At 62.3% G+C, this 16109-nt stretch carries 15 protein-coding genes; 7 read left to right on the top strand and 8 right to left on the bottom strand.

Annotation, left to right across the window (positions count from 1 at the left end):
• Positions 1-24 precede the first annotated feature (24 nt).
• Genes KUV72_RS08370 through KUV72_RS08360 form a run of 3 tightly spaced genes read left to right on the top strand, consistent with a single transcriptional unit; the run spans position 25 to position 2599 of the window.
• A complete protein-coding gene (locus KUV72_RS08370) occupies positions 25-327 on the top strand; it encodes a hypothetical protein (protein WP_206942323.1) in 303 nt (100 codons plus the stop codon).
• A 27-nt stretch (positions 328-354) separates the two neighbouring features.
• On the top strand, positions 355-1395 hold the full coding sequence (locus KUV72_RS08365) for a CobW family GTP-binding protein (protein WP_222237992.1): 1041 nt from the start codon (positions 355-357) through the stop codon (positions 1393-1395).
• On the top strand, positions 1388-2599 hold the full coding sequence (locus tag KUV72_RS08360; protein ID WP_261317402.1) for a PotD/PotF family extracellular solute-binding protein: 1212 nt from the start codon (positions 1388-1390) through the stop codon (positions 2597-2599). The genes KUV72_RS08365 and KUV72_RS08360 overlap by 8 nt, the downstream gene beginning before the upstream one ends.
• Before the next feature lie 161 nt (positions 2600-2760).
• Here KUV72_RS08360 and KUV72_RS08355 read toward each other — a convergent pair whose 3' ends face one another.
• Positions 2761-3504: a sulfite exporter TauE/SafE family protein gene (locus tag KUV72_RS08355; protein ID WP_222237991.1), complete on the bottom strand. Its 744-nt coding sequence runs from the start codon at positions 3502-3504 to the stop codon at positions 2761-2763.
• A 172-nt stretch (positions 3505-3676) separates the two neighbouring features.
• Complete coding sequence (gene gap / locus KUV72_RS08350; protein ID WP_222237990.1) at positions 3677-4678, bottom strand: type I glyceraldehyde-3-phosphate dehydrogenase; 1002 nt, start codon at positions 4676-4678, stop codon at positions 3677-3679.
• 363 nt (positions 4679-5041) lie between these two features.
• Here gap and KUV72_RS08345 point away from each other — a divergent pair, with 363 nt between their 5' ends.
• Both KUV72_RS08345 and pgi read left to right on the top strand, forming a co-directional pair.
• Positions 5042-5518 (top strand): methylglyoxal synthase, encoded by a 477-nt coding sequence (locus KUV72_RS08345; protein ID WP_222162175.1) that lies wholly within the window; start codon positions 5042-5044, stop codon positions 5516-5518.
• Between the two features lie 20 nt (positions 5519-5538).
• The gene (gene pgi, locus KUV72_RS08340; protein ID WP_222237989.1) at positions 5539-7218 is read left to right on the top strand and encodes a glucose-6-phosphate isomerase; all 1680 of its coding nucleotides are present in this window, start codon (positions 5539-5541) and stop codon (positions 7216-7218) included.
• A 62-nt stretch (positions 7219-7280) separates the two neighbouring features.
• Here the strand turns inward: pgi and KUV72_RS08335 are convergent, their stop codons facing one another.
• Both KUV72_RS08335 and crcB read right to left on the bottom strand, forming a co-directional pair.
• Entirely contained in the window at positions 7281-7718 is a 438-nt protein-coding gene (locus tag KUV72_RS08335) for a fluoride efflux transporter FluC (RefSeq protein WP_222237988.1), read from the bottom strand.
• Entirely contained in the window at positions 7715-8143 is a 429-nt protein-coding gene (gene crcB, locus KUV72_RS08330) for a fluoride efflux transporter CrcB (protein ID WP_261317401.1), read from the bottom strand. The genes KUV72_RS08335 and crcB overlap by 4 nt, the downstream gene beginning before the upstream one ends.
• A 366-nt stretch (positions 8144-8509) precedes the next feature.
• Between crcB and ybiO the strand changes: the two genes are divergently transcribed.
• Entirely contained in the window at positions 8510-10882 is a 2373-nt protein-coding gene (gene ybiO / locus KUV72_RS08325) for a mechanosensitive channel protein (protein ID WP_206942311.1), read from the top strand.
• Positions 10883-11241: 359 nt separating this feature from the next.
• Here the strand turns inward: ybiO and KUV72_RS08320 are convergent, their stop codons facing one another.
• Positions 11242-12468, bottom strand: a complete 1227-nt coding sequence (locus KUV72_RS08320; RefSeq protein ID WP_206942309.1) for a heme biosynthesis HemY N-terminal domain-containing protein — start codon at positions 12466-12468, stop codon at positions 11242-11244.
• Positions 12465-13469, bottom strand: a complete 1005-nt coding sequence (locus KUV72_RS19845; RefSeq protein WP_315857871.1) for a uroporphyrinogen-III C-methyltransferase — start codon at positions 13467-13469, stop codon at positions 12465-12467. Before KUV72_RS19845 ends, KUV72_RS08320 begins: the two co-directional genes overlap by 4 nt.
• 19 nt (positions 13470-13488) lie before the next feature.
• Between KUV72_RS19845 and KUV72_RS19840 the strand changes: the two genes are divergently transcribed.
• The gene (locus KUV72_RS19840) at positions 13489-14052 is read left to right on the top strand and encodes a hypothetical protein (protein WP_261317400.1); all 564 of its coding nucleotides are present in this window, start codon (positions 13489-13491) and stop codon (positions 14050-14052) included.
• A gap of 45 nt (positions 14053-14097) precedes the next feature.
• Here KUV72_RS19840 and KUV72_RS08310 read toward each other — a convergent pair whose 3' ends face one another.
• Entirely contained in the window at positions 14098-14862 is a 765-nt protein-coding gene (locus KUV72_RS08310; protein WP_222237986.1) for a uroporphyrinogen-III synthase, read from the bottom strand.
• Positions 14862-15794 carry a hydroxymethylbilane synthase gene (gene hemC / locus KUV72_RS08305; protein ID WP_242520844.1) on the bottom strand — a complete coding sequence of 311 codons (933 nt, stop codon included), beginning with the start codon at positions 15792-15794 and terminating at the stop codon, positions 14862-14864. The genes KUV72_RS08310 and hemC overlap by 1 nt, the downstream gene beginning before the upstream one ends.
• Between the last annotated feature and the right edge of the window lie 315 nt (positions 15795-16109).

Here is a 16109-nt window from a genome sequence, read left to right as displayed (position 1 = left end):
CCGACGGCGCCATCGGAGGTTGGCATGTGCGGACTGTGCGGTGCATTCGGCGGCGAAAGCCACTGGAGCACCACCATCGAGGACCCCGAGCAGGCCCACTTCGCGCGCAGGCGCGCCCGTGCCTACCGGGTCACCCTGATCAATCGGGTACTTGCGCCGAGTCGCATTACCATCGAGGACTTCCAGGCGGCCAGCTTCGTGTTGGCAAACGCCACCGGCAAGCGCGATATCGTGCAGGACCTGGGTGGCGTCTGGCAGCAGGCCGAGCAGATGTGCGGACGCCAGCTTGACCCGTTGGATGCCGATTTTCTGGCGTCTCTTGCCTGACACCATCGCGCGACACGAGACTCCCTTATGAGCGAGAACACCCCCGTGCTCCCCGTCCATGTGATCTCCGGATTTCTCGGTGCAGGCAAGACCACCCTGCTGAAGTCGGTCCTTGCCAGTGAGGCATTTGGCGATAGCGCAGTGCTGATCAACGAATTCGGAGACGTGGGGCTCGACGACCGGCTGATCGGTGATATTGCCGAAGATGCCGTACTGCTCTCCAGTGGCTGCGTCTGCTGCACCATCCGCGGCGAGCTGTCCGAGGCGCTCAGGCGCTTGCTGACTCGACGCCAGGACGGCGACATACCACCGTTCAAACGAATCATCCTGGAGACCACGGGCCTGGCCGATCCTGGTCCGATCGCCTCCACCATTACCGCCGATCCGGTCTTGCGACACCACCTGCGTCCCGGCACCAACCTGACGCTGGTGGATGCCGTCAATGCCGTCGACAGCCGCGCCGCTCACCCGGTCTGGGAGGCTCAGGTCGCCGTGGCCGACAAGCTGGTGATCAGCAAGACCGACCTGGTGGAGCACCATGCGCTGACACAGCTCGAATCACTGCTGGATGCGCTCAACCCCGCTGCTCAACGGATGGGCAGGGAAGCCCTCGATCAGCCTAGTGATAGCCTGTTTGCCAGCGGCCCACACCTTCAGCGGTTCACCCCTGGGCAGGTCAAGGACTGGCTGGGGCCATGGCGCAACCCCGTCCGGCATGACCCCGACCATCTCGGCAACATCCGCTCCTTTCGACTGGGCCTGGAAGGCGACGTAGACTGGACGTGCCTGGGCATCTGGCTGTCCATGCTGCTTAATCGCCATGGCAGTGACATCCTCAGAGTCAAGGGGGTGCTTCACGTGCACGGCGATGACCGCCCGGTCGTGCTGCATGGCGTCCAGCACACGATTCATCCGCCTGAGCATGTCGAGACGTGGCCGGCGCACGACCGTCACTCGGAGCTGATCTTCATTACCCGCGACATCGATGCCGAGCGCGTGACACAATCGCTGACGACCTTCATGGAGCGCATCAGCGATCACCCCAGCCCAAGGATTCAGCATGCCTGACACCCAGCACGACGCCCCCTATGTGCAACGTGGCCCCGTGACCCTGCGTGTGCTTGGCACCTCAGTGACGCTGCTCGACAGCATTCGCGAGCGCGCCCGAGAAGATCTCGGTCTGCGCCTGGAGTTCACGGTGATGGACGGCGTAGCCGCCCAGAGAGCCGGCGTGCTGGCCCCCGACAGTTTTGATATCTACGATCAGTGGTTCCACAACGTCGACTTCGTGTGGCCCGCGGGCGCCATTCAACCGATCGAGCTGAGCCGTCTGGAACACTGGGGGTCCATCAATGACCTGCCCAAGACCGGCCGCCTGACGCCCCATGCCCCAAGAGGTGCCGGTGGCAATCCGGTGGACCGCCTCTACGTCCAGCCCGACGGCAGCTGTGGCCCACGGCCGACGGAACACATCACCATGTTGCCCGTCAGTCACAACGTCGACAGCTTTGGCTACCGTCTAGACATGCTGCCGGAGGGACTCTCCGACGCAGAAGAGAGCTGGGCCTGGCTGCTGGACCCGCGCTGGCGCGGCATGGTCAGCCTGCAGAACGATAGCGCCATCGGCGCCATTGACGCGGCTCTGGCCGCCCAGGCAGCGGGCTTGGTGACCTTCGAGGACCTGGGCAACCTGAGCGTCAATGACATCGATACGCTGATTGACTGCCTGATCACCCTCAAGGGAAAGCAGCACTTTCGCACCTTCTGGAGCAACCAGGATCAGGCCTCCTCGGATATGGTGCGCGGCCGCGTCGGCATCGAGAGCCTGTGGTCGCCAGCGATGACGGCGCTAAAACAGCGCCAGATCAAGGTGCGCATGGCAGCGCCACGGGAGGGGTACCGTGCCTGGTACGGCGGTATGTCGCTATCTCGAGGTGTCACGGGCAGAACCCTGGACGCCGCCTACGACTACATGAACTGGTGGCTCTCTGGCTGGCCCGGCGCGGTGATGGCCCGTCAGGGCTACTATATTTCCACGCCGGAGCTGACACGTCCTCACCTGACCACCGCCGAGTGGGACTTCTGGTATGCCGGCAAACCGGCGGCAGAGGAGCTCGCGGGCCCTTCAGGGCCGTGCGGCATGATTCACAAGGGCGAGGTCCGCGACGGCGGAGATTATCTGACCCGCATGAGCCGTATCGCTGTGTGGAACACGGTCATGGACGAACACAACTACCTGGTCAGACGCTGGAACGACTTTATGTCGGCGTGAGCCCACAACAGCCCGTCGCCAGGCGCTACCCGAAAAGTCGACGAGCGAAGGTTAGACAAGGCAAAAATCGGTTAGAAAGCGCAGTTTACGGGGTGTAAATGAGCATTTCGGTCCGGTTTTTAACGCCGTATTACCGAGCGCAGGCACTTTTCAAACAAGCCCTAGCCCAGCGCCTTGACGATCAACTGCACCCCCACCACCGCCATGGCTAGCACCACCAGCCGATAGAACAGCCGCTCGTTGACCCGATGCTGCAACCACAGACCGCTCTTGATGCCGAACCAGGCCACGGGCACCAGCGCCAGCGACGCCCAGATGCTGGTGAGGTTGATCTCGCCCAGCCACAGGTAGGGTGGCACTTTCATGGTGTTGACGGCGGCGAACACCAGAGTGGTGGTGGCGATGAAGGTGGTCTTGGGCAGTCGCCTGGGCACCAGGTAGAGGTTCATTGGCGGCGCCCCGGCATGGGCAATAAAACTGGTGATGCCGGTGGCAATGCCCGCAGGCCAGGCCCAAAGGGGGGCGATCGGCTTGGAGGCCGCCGGCTTGAGCACCATGTAGACCACGAACAGCAAGGAAATCACCCCGAGCAGCAGCCTGACGTGATCCTCATCGAGACGGCCCGCCACCAGGGTCGCCACTACCACACCGATCGCCATGCCGGGTATCAGCCGCTTCACCTCGGCCATATCCTGGTGTCCCCACCAGGCCTTGACCGCCAGCCCATCCATCACCAGCAGCAGGGGCAACAACAGACCGGCAGCAGCGATGGGGTCGATGGCCAAGGCCATCAGCGGTACCGACAGGGTGCCGAACCCTCCGGCAAAGCCGCCCTTGGAAATACCGGTCAAATAGGTGGACAGGATGATCAGGCCCCAGGCGAGCCAGGAGTAATCGGGAAGCATAGCGATCCTTGCGCACGACGACGCCGAAGCAAGCCTGCTTCGGCGTCTTTATCAGGGGTCGGGGCAACCATGCACCCCAGGCCCCAGCATGCCACACCATGCTCACCTATGGCAGCGGGCAGCGGCGTTTCGCTTGCTAGCTGAGCTGCGAGGCGCTTGCCTGCTGGCGTTGTTACTTGGCGGCCTGCATCGCCAGGGCGGTATCCAGCATGCGGTTGGAGAAGCCCCACTCGTTGTCGTACCAGGCCATGACCTTGACCAGGCGGCCGTTGACGCGGGTGTGGTTGGCGTCGAAGGTCGAGGAGGCCGGGTCGTGGTTGAAGTCGATCGACACCAGCGGCTGGGCGTTGACGTTAAGTACCGGAGAACTGGCCGCCGCCTTGGCGACGATCTCGTTGATCTCTTCCTTGGTGGTGTCGCGTGAGGCAGTGAACACCAGGTCGACCAGGGACACATTGATGACCGGCACTCGCACCGCCAGGCCATCCAGCTTGCCATTCAGCTCCGGCAGCACCTTGCCCACCGCCGCCGCGGCGCCGGTCTTGGTCGGGATCATGGAGTGGGTAGCGCTGCGCGCGCGGTAGGGGTCCGTGTGGTACACGTCGGACAGGTTTTGATCGTTGGTGTAGGCGTGAACGGTGGTCATCAGACCGTTCTCGATGCCCACGGCATCATTCAACGCCTTGGCCACCGGCGCCAGGCAGTTGGTGGTGCACGAGCCATTGGAGACGATGATGTCGCTGGCCTTGAGCACGCTGTCATTCACGCCGAAGACAATGGTGGCGTCGCCATCGGGGCTAGGCGCCGACACCAGCACCTTGGCGGCACCAGCGTCAATGTGCTTGCCGGCATCGGCACGCTTGGTGAACAGCCCCGTGCACTCCATCACGATGTCCACGCCAAGGGTTGTCCAGGGCAGGCTGGCGGGATCACGTTCGGACAGGATAGCGATACGATCGCCGTCGACGCTCAAGCTTTCCTCGTCATGTTCTACCTTGAAAGGAAAGTGGCCATGGGCCGTATCATGACGCAGCAAGTGGGCGTTGAGGGACGGATCGCCCAGGTCGTTGATGGCCACGACCTCGATACGATCCCGGTAGCCGTTCTCGTAGAGCGCGCGAAGCACATTGCGGCCGATGCGACCAAATCCATTGATGGCAACCTTGAGAGTCATAGCGAAAATCCCCCTGAGCGGCGAAAAACAATCTTGCATGAAGGCCATAGAGCTCGACGGTAGGCGGGATTGATGAAGTTGCACATCCCCCGCAAGGACGTCGTCAGTGGGCACCAATGTGGTACAGACAGCGCCGGGACTCAAGCACTATTTTGCTAAACTTACAACATTTTCAGCAAAACATTGATAGAGGACACTCTAATAGTTCCCGTAATTCGCCAACTTGCTTGCGATTCAGCTCTGGAGCCTTCGCGGTTCATACCTTAGTCGCACGGCATCTTCGTAGTAATATTACCTTCAACACTCTATGGTATCCCTGAACATGGTGACACCATTCACCCCGCCTTTCATCGGAGGCCTCGCATGTCTCAGCCCGTCAAGGAAGTCAGCCGTGTACTCCCGGCTCGTAAACGCATCGCTCTGGTCGCCCACGATGGCAAGAAGCAGGAGCTGATGGACTGGGCCTCACGCTGGAAGGACACCTTGACGGCGCACCAGCTGGTCGGCACCGGGACCACGGCCGCCCGTCTCAGCCACACCCTGGGACTGGACGTGGAAGGGTTGATGAGCGGTCCGCTGGGCGGTGACCAGCAGATTGGCGCCAGGATCACCGAACAGGCGCTAGACCTGCTGATCTTTTTCTGGGATCCGTTCTCGCCGCAGCCCCACGACCCTGACGTCAAGGCGCTGCTGCGCCTTGCTGCCCTGTGGAACGTGCCGGTGGCCTGCAATCCCTCCAGCGCCGACTTCATGATGAGCTCCCCCTGGCTCGGCCAGGACTACGAGATGAGGATACCCGACGCCCAGGCGTGGATTTCTTCTCGTAGTGACAACAACTAATTCGTATCGAGGATTCATCCGTGTTCCAACTGACCCGAAGCGTGACCTGGCAATCACTGCTGAAGCTGCGTGAAGAAACCGCCAACGACCGCATCCGTGACTACTTTGCTGCTGATCCCAAGCGATTCGACAAGATGAGCCTGCGCGTGGGTGGGCTCTTTCTCGACTATTCCAAGCATCAGATCTCCGACAAGGTGCTCGACAAGCTGATGGAGCTGGCAGAACACTCCGCCCTGGTACAGCGGCGCGCGCAGATGTTCTCCGGCGATATCATCAACGTCACCGAAGACCGGCCGGTCCTGCATACCGCATTGCGCAACCTGGGCGACACGCCGGTCATTGCCGACGGCAAGGATGTGATGCCCGAAATCCACGCCACTCGCGAGCAGATCAAGCGCTTCTCCGAGGAAGTGCGCAGTGGCACCTGGAAGGGCTACAGCGGCGAGCGTATCCGCGACATCGTCAACATCGGCATCGGCGGCTCGGACCTGGGGCCCAACATGGCCAGCCGTGCGCTGCTCAAGTACCGACAGGCGGACCTGAACTTCCATTTCGTCTCCAACGTCGATGGCGCTCATATTCAGAAGGTGCTGAGAAGCCTCGATCCGGCGACCACCTTGTTCATCGTCTCCACCAAGACCTTCTCGACCCAGGAAACCCTGCTCAACGCGCGTACTGCCCGTCGCTGGTTCATCGAGAATGCGGGTGATGATGCCGACATCGGCGCTCACTTCATCGCTGCCTCGACCAACCGTAAAGCGGCCATGGAATTCGGCATCCGCGAAGAGAATATCTTTGAGTTCTGGGCCTGGGTCGGCGGACGCTACTCGATGTGGTCGTCGATCGGCCTGCCTATCGCGCTGGCTATCGGCTACGACGGCTTCATCGAGATGCTCGAAGGCGCCTACGAGATGGACCAGCATTTCCTGTCCGCGCCGCTGTCCGACAACATGCCGGTGCTGATGGCGCTGATCGGCATCTGGTACATCAACTTTGTCGGCGCCGAAACCCAGGCCATCGTGCCCTACGACCAGGCGTTGCATCAGCTGCCCGCCTTCCTGCAGCAGCTCGACATGGAATCCAACGGCAAGTCGGTGGATATCTTCGGGCGTCCCGTGGACTACAAGACCGGGCCCATCGTCTGGGGTCAGACCGGCTCCAACGGCCAGCATGCCTTCTTCCAGCTGCTGCACCAGGGCACTCGCTATGTGCCCATCGACTTTATCGCGTCGCTGAAGCCCGAGCCCGGCGTCGAGGACCACCACTTCGCCCTGCTGACCAACATGCTGGCTCAGGCCAACGCCTTCATGGAAGGCAGTAGCCAGGGCGGCGACCTGGATCCTTACAGCTGTCCAGGTAACCGACCCTCCAGTGTGCTGCTGCTCGATGAATTGACGCCGCGCAACCTGGGCGCCTTGATCGCTCTTTACGAGCACAAGGTGTTCGTCCAGGGAGTGATCTGGAACATCAATTCCTTTGACCAGTGGGGCGTCCAGCTCGGCAAGCGGATTGCCGGTGAGATCAGCGAAAAGATCGACGAGCGCAGCCAGGACTTCGACGCCTCGACCCAGGGACTGCTGGGTCTGGTAAGAGAACACTTCAGCGCGGCAGAAACACCCAGGAACAAGCACGCTGACCAAGCGACCAAGACGTCCCGCAAGGGCGCATCGTCCAAGCACGACGCAGCAACGAAACCCTGACGACAGCAGACCTTCAAGCTCGCTCCAGACCCCCTGCGGGGCGAGCTTGACTGCGTTCAGTCTTAGCCGCGCTTCGCGCCAACCGCCGCCGTGCGTCGGGCCAATACGCTGCGTGCACGGGCATCTCCTGCCCAGGCCGCCCCAAGCCACAGAGGAACACTCACCGTCAGGTAGGCCAAGGCCAGGCCGGGGCGCCCTGCGATGACCAGTTCAGCCACTTCCAGGCTGAACAGGGAAAAGGTAGTAAAGCCACCACAGAAGCCTGCCACCGCCCAAGGGTGCAGACGCGCCAGACGCCGGCTGCCACTCAGACCCGCGTGGGTGGCAAAGCGGGCGATCAGCCAGGATCCCAGCACATTGACCAGCAGGGTCGCCCAGGGAAACGGAGAAGCGACAAGCCCTGCCACCATCATACCGACGCTGAGGCGACACACCGCGCCCAGGGCGCTCCCCACCCCTACGGCCAGATACAGCCATGCCACTTCACGACGGATCCTCATGGGAGCGCCTCCCGGCCCAGCAGCAGGCCATCGATGAGGCTACCCAGCATCCATCCGGCGGCCACCGCCGACAAGCCGACGATCAAGGTCACGCCCACGTTTGCGATGGCCGCCATCAAGCGCCCTTCTCGCCACAAGTCGAGGGTTTGCAGGCTGAACGAAGAGACGGTAGTGAAGCCACCCATGACCCCAGTGAGTAGCATCAGCGCCAGCGTTGAACCGGTCTCCAGCAGGCTTGCCAGCAGACCTATCACCAGGGCACCGAGCAGATTGACCAGCATGGTGCCCCAGGGAAACCGGCTGCCCCAGGCCGAGGCTGCCCAGCGGCTGACGAACAGCCGCCCCATGCCACCCAAGGCTCCTCCCAGCGCCACACTGGTCAGCGTCCACCCATCCATCGCCTTGCGCTCCGACAAAAGCGTCATGGTAAGCCAGTGGCTGCCCTTTGTCGTGGCGACACACCAGCAGATCCGGGGAGCGATTTACTACGCAAAACCGGCACGGCACAGAACGTTTCTGTCAAAGCAGGCTCTCAATGCAGGTGCCCGCCTGGCAGGGACGCGAAAAAAAACGCCGCCCGGGAGGGCGGCGAACTTGTGCTTGCCTAGCAGGGATGAAGCGCATGGGATGCGTTCACCGTCAATATGGCACAGAATTGGCAATACGTACAAGTTTTGTACATCATTGATGACGTACAAGCGCTGATCGAACATGTTAGCCTGCGCCAGAATCGCTCGATCATGCCCTCGCCTGTCCTCAGGCTCCATCAATTACAGGAGAAGGTTTGCGTGATGCCCTCACGACTCTGCTCTCGACTCTCACGCGTGCTGCTGCTCGCCCTGATATTGTTCGCTGGCCCAGCCTTTGCTCAGCAAGCGGATGGAGATGGCACCGCAAACGCTTCTGGCGACGGCCCAGCCTATTCGACCCTGGCTGACCTGCTGGAAAACGAGCAGTCTCGTAGCCAACTGATCCAACAGCTGCGCCAGATGGCGGAGAACGCCCCGGAACAGGCTCAAGCTGCCGGCGGCGCGGCCATCGATACCGCGGCCGATGCGACCTTGCCAAAACAGCTGGCCGATATGACCAGCCGCGTCGTCACCGAATTTGGCTTTCAGTTCGAGAACCTGGTCAATATCTTCGGAGCCATGGTGAATGGCGCCTTCTCGGAAGGTGAGCTCAACTACGAGCTCTTCACCGAAGCGGCCATCAATCTCGGACTGGTGATTCTGGCCACCTTCGTCATGTTCGTGGTCATCCGACGACTGGTCAGGCCGCTGTTCACCCGCCTGAGCCAGTATTCACAGAATGGTCAGACGCTGAATCCGACCATTCGGCTGGTGCTGTGTGTGGTCCTGGCCGTGATCGTCGACGCCGCTGTGGTTGGGCTTGCCTACGTGGGCGGCAACCTGGCCGCCACCTTCGCGATTGGTGAAACCGGAAGCCTGTCGACAAGGGCATCGCTGTTCCTGAACGCCTTCCTGGTCATTGAGCTGCTGAAGGCGGCTGTCCGCATGTTGTTCGCCTCCCGCTACGAGGGGCTACGCCTGCTGCCGATTTCCGCCGATAATGCGTCCTACTGGAACCGCTGGATCGCGCGCCTGATCGGGCTGACCGGCTACGGCCTGATGGTCGTGGTGCCGCTGATCAACACCTATCTTTCCTACAGTGTCGGCGAGGGCATTGGCGCCCTGATCATGATCGGTGCCTACCTGTATGCCATCACCGTGGTACTGATCAACCGCACCAAGCTGCGGGATGCGCTGTTCGATTCTGCGGTGCGTTCCAGCCTGGCCGCCTCCGGCGTGGCACTGCGTATGCTGGGCCGTACCTGGCACCTGTGGGCCATCATCTACTTCTCGGTGGTGCTGGTACTGACCCTGACACGTCCCGAGGACGCTCTGCCATTTGTCTTGATGGCCACGCTGAAGACCCTCGGCATCGTGCTGGCGGCCATGCTGATCTCGCGGCTGCTGGTACAGGCAGTAGGACGCCGCATTACCCTGTCCAGCGAGCTCAACAAGAAGCTGCCGCTGCTGGAAACCCGGCTTAACTCTTACGTGCCCACCCTGCTGCGCATCGTCAACGTATTGATCCTGATCGTTGCCGCCATGGCGCTGCTCAATGCCTGGGGCGTGTTCGACATGGCCACCTGGTACGCGTCAGAAGCCGGGCGCCTGCTGGTCAGCCAGGTCATCAATGTGGTCATTATCCTGGTGGTGGCTGCCGGCACCTGGATCGCTCTGGCCAGCTTCATAGAGCACAAGCTCAACCCCTCCACTGGCCGTGGCGTGCCTTCTGCCCGGGCCCAGACCTTGCTGTCGCTGTTCCGCAATGCCCTGGCGATTGCCATCGTCACCATGACGGCAATGATCGTGCTGTCGGAGATCGGCATCAATATCGGGCCATTGATCGCCGGTGCCGGTGTGCTGGGTCTGGCTATCGGTTTCGGTGCGCAGAAACTGGTCCAGGACATCATTACCGGTATCTTCATCCAGGTAGAGAACGCCATGAATACGGGTGACGTAGTGACCCTGGGCGGTATTACCGGTACCGCAGAAAAGCTCAGCATCCGTTCGGTGGGTATTCGTGACCTGCACGGCACTTATCACCTGGTTCCCTTCTCCAGTGTGGATGTGGTGTCCAACTACATGCGTGGCTTTGCCTACCATGTCGGCGAATACGGTGTGGCATACCGCGAAAACGTGGATGAAGCGATCGTTGCCCTGCGCAATGCCTTCGACGAGCTGTCGTCGGACGACCAGTGGAAGACGGAAATTCTCGAGCCTCTCGAGGTGGCGGGTGTCATCGCCCTGGCCGATAGCTCGGTCAACATTCGTGTCCGCATCAAGACCACACCAGGCAACCAGTGGGCCATCGGGCGCGCCTACAATCGCCTGGTCAAGATGCACCTGGACGAGGCGGGTATCGAGATTCCCTTCCCTCATACCACCGTCTATTTCGGCGAAGACAAGCAAGGCAAGGCACCTGCCGCCAACCTGCGTCTGGTCGAAAAGGACGTGGTATCCACCGGCAAGGAGAAAGATACCGCGCCACTACCTGGAGAAGAAGGCAGCGTCGACGCCCCTCGCGAGCACGAGACCCGCGAGTACGCTGAAACCAATGCCAAGTTCCGCGGTGACTATGACCCGGAAGGCAATTGACCTGATCTTCAATAACAGCGAGGGCGGCCCATGGGCCGCCCTCATTTTTTCACTGCTGGTAACGCCTACCCCACACACGGCTCCTGGCATCTCCCACCTGGCGCCAGGCGGCTCGCCTGTCCCATACGGTTCCTTACAGCACCTGGCTGCTCGCCTATCGCTGGAACCACTCCCATGCAGCTTCTGGCAGCGCTCATCCGGCACCTGAAGATGGCAGGCCTCCTGCCACGAGCTCGGGCGCCTTGTGTGACGCTCGGCCACGTTCAGCAACGACCGCCAAGGACCCGCAAACGCCAGGGGCGGGGCCTATTGGCCCCGCCCCTGGCGGTCGTTCTGCGGCGTCGGTCGCAGTCCTGGGATCAGGCCTGCTGGGCGTCGCTAGGTTGCGGTAGTGACGGCAACGACTTGTCGAGAAGCTCGACGCTCTGACGATAGTAGAGCTGGCTCTTGTTGTGTTCACCCAGGTTGGCATAGAGCCGTGCGAGTTCTGCACAGACCACGCCGCTCGGCCGCTGACGCTGGCTCGCCTCGAAGTACTCCTGGGCCTTGCCCCAGTACGCATTGCGCAGGGCCAGTCGACCAAGGGTCAACAGCAGGTCCGGATCATTGGGGCGTTCCTGCAGCCATTTCTCGGCGGTGACCAGTTGGCGCGAGGCATCCACACCCAGCAAGCCGTAGCGCAGCACCAGACGGCTGTCCCAGTTGGATTTGAGCGAATGGCGCAGCAGTTTCTCGGCAATCACCTGCTCGTTGCAACGCACCAGCGTCTCGGTGTACAGCACCAGCAAGTCGACGTTGCTGCGCAGGTACTCCGGCATGTCGGACCACAGGTTGCGCACTCGCTCGATATCTTCGGGGTTGCGCGTTTCCTGGAGAATCAGCTCACGATAGGCCTGCAGCTCCAGTGCCTCACGCTCTTCCCGAGAGATCAGCTGCTGGTCAGCCAGGCGCGGCAGCAGGCGACGCAGGCCATCCCAGTCGCTGACGCTGATGTACGCGGCTTTCAGCTGCTTGAGTACCTGCGGGTGACGTGGCAGGTGCCGGTCGAGACGCGTCAGAATCGCCAGCGCCTCTTCGTACTGCTGACGGTCCAGCATCAGCTGAGCCTGCATCATACCTACCGCAGGATCGGCCCCATCGGTCGAAATATGTGCACGCTTGAGCAGCGTATCGGCCTGGTCGTAGCGTCCCTGGTAGTGAGCCGCCAGCGCCGCGGACAAGTAGTTGACCAACGGCGTGCTGGAGTCGTCCGCCGCCTTGACCAGGGCCTTCTCGGCTCGCTTCCAGCGACCTTCCGCCAGCGCAACCAGCCCGCGCACGGTACGCTTCATGGCGGTGCGATTACGGGCCCGAGAATTCCACACCTTGAAACGGCTGACCGGGCGACTCATGCGCACCAGAACGCGCAAGGCAAAGTGCACAATGATGAACAGCGCCAACAGGATGACCAGACCGAACCAGAAGGAGGTCTGGAAGGAGGTGTCCCCCACCCTGACCAACCAATAGCCAGGAACGGACATCATCAGCTGGCCGAACAGCGCCCCGACCGCAAGGCCAACGACGATGAGCAGGATCAGCTTTCTCATGCGTTACCTCCCTGGCCGGATGCACCCGCCTCGAAGCGCTGCTCGATAAACCTGGCCAGCGCTTGCTGGGAGGCACTGATGTCGGGAAGCTCAGGGCGAATGGCATGGCTCTTCAGCTCACCCAGGCGTGCAATCACAGCCTGCACCGCCTCGTTGTCGCCATCGTAGTAGCCTTGAAGCAAGGTGATGGCCTTGTCGAGGCTCGCTTCGTACAGCCCGGTTTCTTCCTTCAGCAGCGCCAGCTGCGACTGTTCCAGGACCAGACGCAGGCTTTGACGCAGGTAGGATTCCTGCTCGGGGGTGATCAGCGCCTCGAGAGCCTGGTCATGATGACGGACCGTCACCAGCTCCTTGAGTTCTTCCCCGACCCGAGCGAGCTGCTCCTGCCAGGCCCCTGCCGGCGCCTCCTCGATGGTGGTGTCCGCCGTGAATTCTTCGATGTCCTGGGCCAGCGGCAATCCGGCGATCTGCTCCTGCTGGGCGTTCAGGGCCAGGTAGAGCCCTGTGCGGTCCACCTTGGGCACCGACTGCAACGCGGCCAGCTCTTCGGCAATGGCACGACGCACCGGCACCAGCGCCGGGTTATCGGCCTCTTCCAGGCGCGCGTCTGCGGTCCGCAGCAGGGCAGCGGCACCTTCCACGTCGCGCTCCAGCTGCAGGCGCTGGTTGGCCAGCCTCAGCAGATAGGCAGCCTCGGCATGAAGCCAGTCGCGCTCATCGGCATTCTGTTCCTTGGAGAGTTCCGCCAGCACGCGGTCCAGCGTCTGATTGACGTCGGACTTGTAGTCCGCGAAATCACTCTTGATCCCGTCGACCGCCTGCCCCATGGTCTCGCGGCGCTCGTTGAGCCCGCTTTCCAGCTGTGATGACAGCTCCTGGACATCGCTCAGGCTCGGCGTGTTCTGCTTGAGCTGATCGATCCGGGCCGACATGGCCTGCTGAAGCTGCCACCCTTTGAAACCGACAAAGGCCACGCCAGCGATCAACAGCAGCACCAACACCAGCGCAACGACACCGGCCTTGCCTCCACCGGAACCGCCCGAAGAGGTCGATGTGGCGCTGGTCGATGCCGCGCCTCCACCGCTACCGGCGGAGCCACCCTTGGCGCGGCCACCGGACGAGCCAGTGGACGCAGAGGAAGTCGCACCCGTCGCGGCAGCCTTCGTCTTGGCTGAGTCCGATGCGCTTGAACTCGATGCACTAGAGCTAGAAGCAGACGTCTTGGAGCGGGAGTCGCTCGACTGGGTGGAGGCAGACGCGTCCGCGCTTTGCGGCTTGGCATCAGCGGCTGGCTTGGCTGCCGACGTGGTAGCACTGGAGGCCGCATCTTTCGACGCTGAGGTCGCCTTGTCGCCAGCGCTCGACGCGGCCGCATTGTCAGAAGAGCCACTCTTGCTGCTGGCCGACGCGGCGGTGGAAGACGGCGAAGCGGACCCGGTCGAGCTGCTGTTGTTCTTGTCGCGACGCCTCGAGCGCCGCTGGGCGCCTCCCCTGCCGGCACCACCCTTGGCGGGTTCCGTGCCTGAGGTCGCGGCCTGTGCTCCTTGCTTGCCGGAGGCGGACGCCGTCTGCTGCTCGTCCTGATCGTGCTGTTGGTTGCTCATCTGTCGCTAGCCCTTTTCGAGATCTTCATTCGCCATCCTCTGGGTCGCAGGTCCTTGCTACCGCAGCTGCCAGCGCCACAGGAGACGCGCCAGACGCCACGACCGGGACGCGAAACCCCAGCGTTTTCGCCAGTGTAGCCAACCGCTGGCTGGAAACGACCAGCGGTCGTTGAAAGGCGGCCTCTGAACACCATCTTGCCAGATGTTCCAGGATTTCTCCGCTACTGACCACCAACGCCCCGTAGTCCCCCGCAGCCAGCCGCTGCGCGGCATCCTCTGCCAGCGGCAACAGACGGCGCCGATACACTTCTACCCGCGTCAACCGCGCTCCTCGCTGAGCAAGCGTCTCACCCAGCAACGACCGCCCTCCTTCACCTGCCACCAGCAACACTCGCTGCTGATCAAGCCGCTTGAGCGACGGAAGTGCCAGCAAGGCCTCGCTGGTTTCTTCCCCGGCGGCCGCAGTGGGCAGACGTACCCTCACGCCCAAGGCCTGATACAGCAGCGCGGCCGTCGCCTGCCCCACGGCATACAGCTCGAGCCCTTGCGGCAGCTGCGGCCAATATCGGTCGAGCGCCTCGACCAACTGCTCGGCGGCGGCGGGGCTGATAACTATCACCTTATGAAAGTGATCGATGTCGAGCCAGGCCGACCTTGCATCCGCCGTCTCTGGCACAGTTTCCTGCCGCATCACCTCGAGCCGAAGCGTTGACAGCCCGAACGCAGCGACGGCTTCTGCCAACACCTGGCCGCGAGCGCCCGGTCGAGTCAGCAACACCGGTGCAGACATCAGCGCGGCCCGTACACCTCAGCCAGAATATCGCTGGCTCCCTGTTCGAGCAGCTGCTCGGCCACACGAATACCCAACGCCTCCGGTTCGTCTACCGAGCCGCGACCCTCGGCTCGCAGCACTCGCGTGCCGTCCGGGGTACCCACCAAGGCACGCAGCCACAGCGTCCGACCATCATCTTCGTAGATAGCGTGGCCGCCGATGGGGACCTGACAGCCCCCTTCAAGCCGCGTATTCATAGCACGCTCGGCACGCACTCGCGTCGCCGTCTCGATATCATCAAGCGGCGCCAGCAATGACACCAGCTCGGTATCATGCATACGGCACTCGATCCCCAGGGCGCCTTGCCCACAGGCAGGCAAACACACCTCGGGGGGCAGCTCCTGGGCGATACGGTCTTCAAGGCCCAGGCGCTTTAGTCCGGATGTCGCCAGCAGAATGGCGTCAAACTCACCGCCGTCAAGCTTGGCCAGGCGGGTCTGCACATTGCCACGCAGGCTGATCACCTCCAGATCGGGGCGCGCTTCGCGCATCTGCAGCCCGCGCCTCAGGCTGGATGTGCCCAGTCGAGCCCCCTCGGGAAGGTCCTCAAGGCAACCGTAGTCGTTGGACACAAACGCGTCGGTGGGCTCGGCCCCTTCGAGAATCACCGACAGCCCCAGGCTTTCGGGGAACTGCATCGGGACATCCTTCATGGAGTGCACGGCAATGTCCGCTCGTCCGTCGAGCATCGCCTCTTCCAGCTCCTTGACGAACAGTCCCTTGCCGCCGACCTTGGCCAGCGGGGTATCGAGGATCTTGTCCCCACGCGTCGACATGGGTACCAGCTCGACTTCAAGGTCAGGATGAATCGCCATCAGGCGATCGCGGACATGTTCGGCCTGCCACATGGCCAATTGGCTCTTACGCGTCGCGATACGCAGCCTGGACATCTGTTGCACGTTGCTACTCCCTGGTCGGGCTCGCGACCACATCGCCGCGTCCGCCATATTAAGTGAATGGCGTCATCATAAAGCACGGCCCCCGTCAGTAAAATCGACCTGAGCCAGCCTTGCCGTCCTTTTTGCCGCCATCTTCGCCTTCACCCCGGTCTCAGCCCCCTGGGTCCGAGACTTTTGTTGTCGGGCTCGATATCGCCCTCGCTCGTTGGCCGACTTTCGTTACCGGGCCCGATACCGCCCTCGCCTCGTTGGCCGACTCTGGTACACTCTGGCCCATACCTCGACAGCGGCTCCCGACACTGTCCT

Source organism: Halomonas sp. DP4Y7-1 (assembly GCF_019800705.1).
GTDB lineage: Bacteria > Pseudomonadota > Gammaproteobacteria > Pseudomonadales > Halomonadaceae > Halomonas > Halomonas litopenaei_A.
This window is presented reverse-complemented; position numbering and strand designations above follow the sequence as displayed.

What these genes read in the sequence shown, in the direction of transcription:
- KUV72_RS08370 (WP_206942323.1), top strand. Translation starts at nt 25, where the DNA reads ATGTGCGGACTGTGCGGTGCATTCGGCGGCGAAAGCCACTGGAGCACC.
- KUV72_RS08365 (WP_222237992.1), top strand. Translation starts at nt 355, where the DNA reads ATGAGCGAGAACACCCCCGTGCTCCCCGTCCATGTGATCTCCGGATTT.
- KUV72_RS08360 (WP_261317402.1), top strand. Translation starts at nt 1,388, where the DNA reads ATGCCTGACACCCAGCACGACGCCCCCTATGTGCAACGTGGCCCCGTG.
- KUV72_RS08355 (WP_222237991.1), bottom strand. Translation starts at nt 3,504, where the DNA reads ATGCTTCCCGATTACTCCTGGCTCGCCTGGGGCCTGATCATCCTGTCC.
- gap (WP_222237990.1), bottom strand. Translation starts at nt 4,678, where the DNA reads ATGACTCTCAAGGTTGCCATCAATGGATTTGGTCGCATCGGCCGCAAT.
- KUV72_RS08345 (WP_222162175.1), top strand. Translation starts at nt 5,042, where the DNA reads ATGTCTCAGCCCGTCAAGGAAGTCAGCCGTGTACTCCCGGCTCGTAAA.
- KUV72_RS08335 (WP_222237988.1), bottom strand. Translation starts at nt 7,718, where the DNA reads ATGAGGATCCGTCGTGAAGTGGCATGGCTGTATCTGGCCGTAGGGGTG.
- crcB (WP_261317401.1), bottom strand. Translation starts at nt 8,143, where the DNA reads ATGACGCTTTTGTCGGAGCGCAAGGCGATGGATGGGTGGACGCTGACC.
- ybiO (WP_206942311.1), top strand. Translation starts at nt 8,510, where the DNA reads ATGCCCTCACGACTCTGCTCTCGACTCTCACGCGTGCTGCTGCTCGCC.
- KUV72_RS08320 (WP_206942309.1), bottom strand. Translation starts at nt 12,468, where the DNA reads ATGAGAAAGCTGATCCTGCTCATCGTCGTTGGCCTTGCGGTCGGGGCG.
- KUV72_RS08310 (WP_222237986.1), bottom strand. Translation starts at nt 14,862, where the DNA reads ATGTCTGCACCGGTGTTGCTGACTCGACCGGGCGCTCGCGGCCAGGTG.
- hemC (WP_242520844.1), bottom strand. Translation starts at nt 15,794, where the DNA reads ATGTCCAGGCTGCGTATCGCGACGCGTAAGAGCCAATTGGCCATGTGG.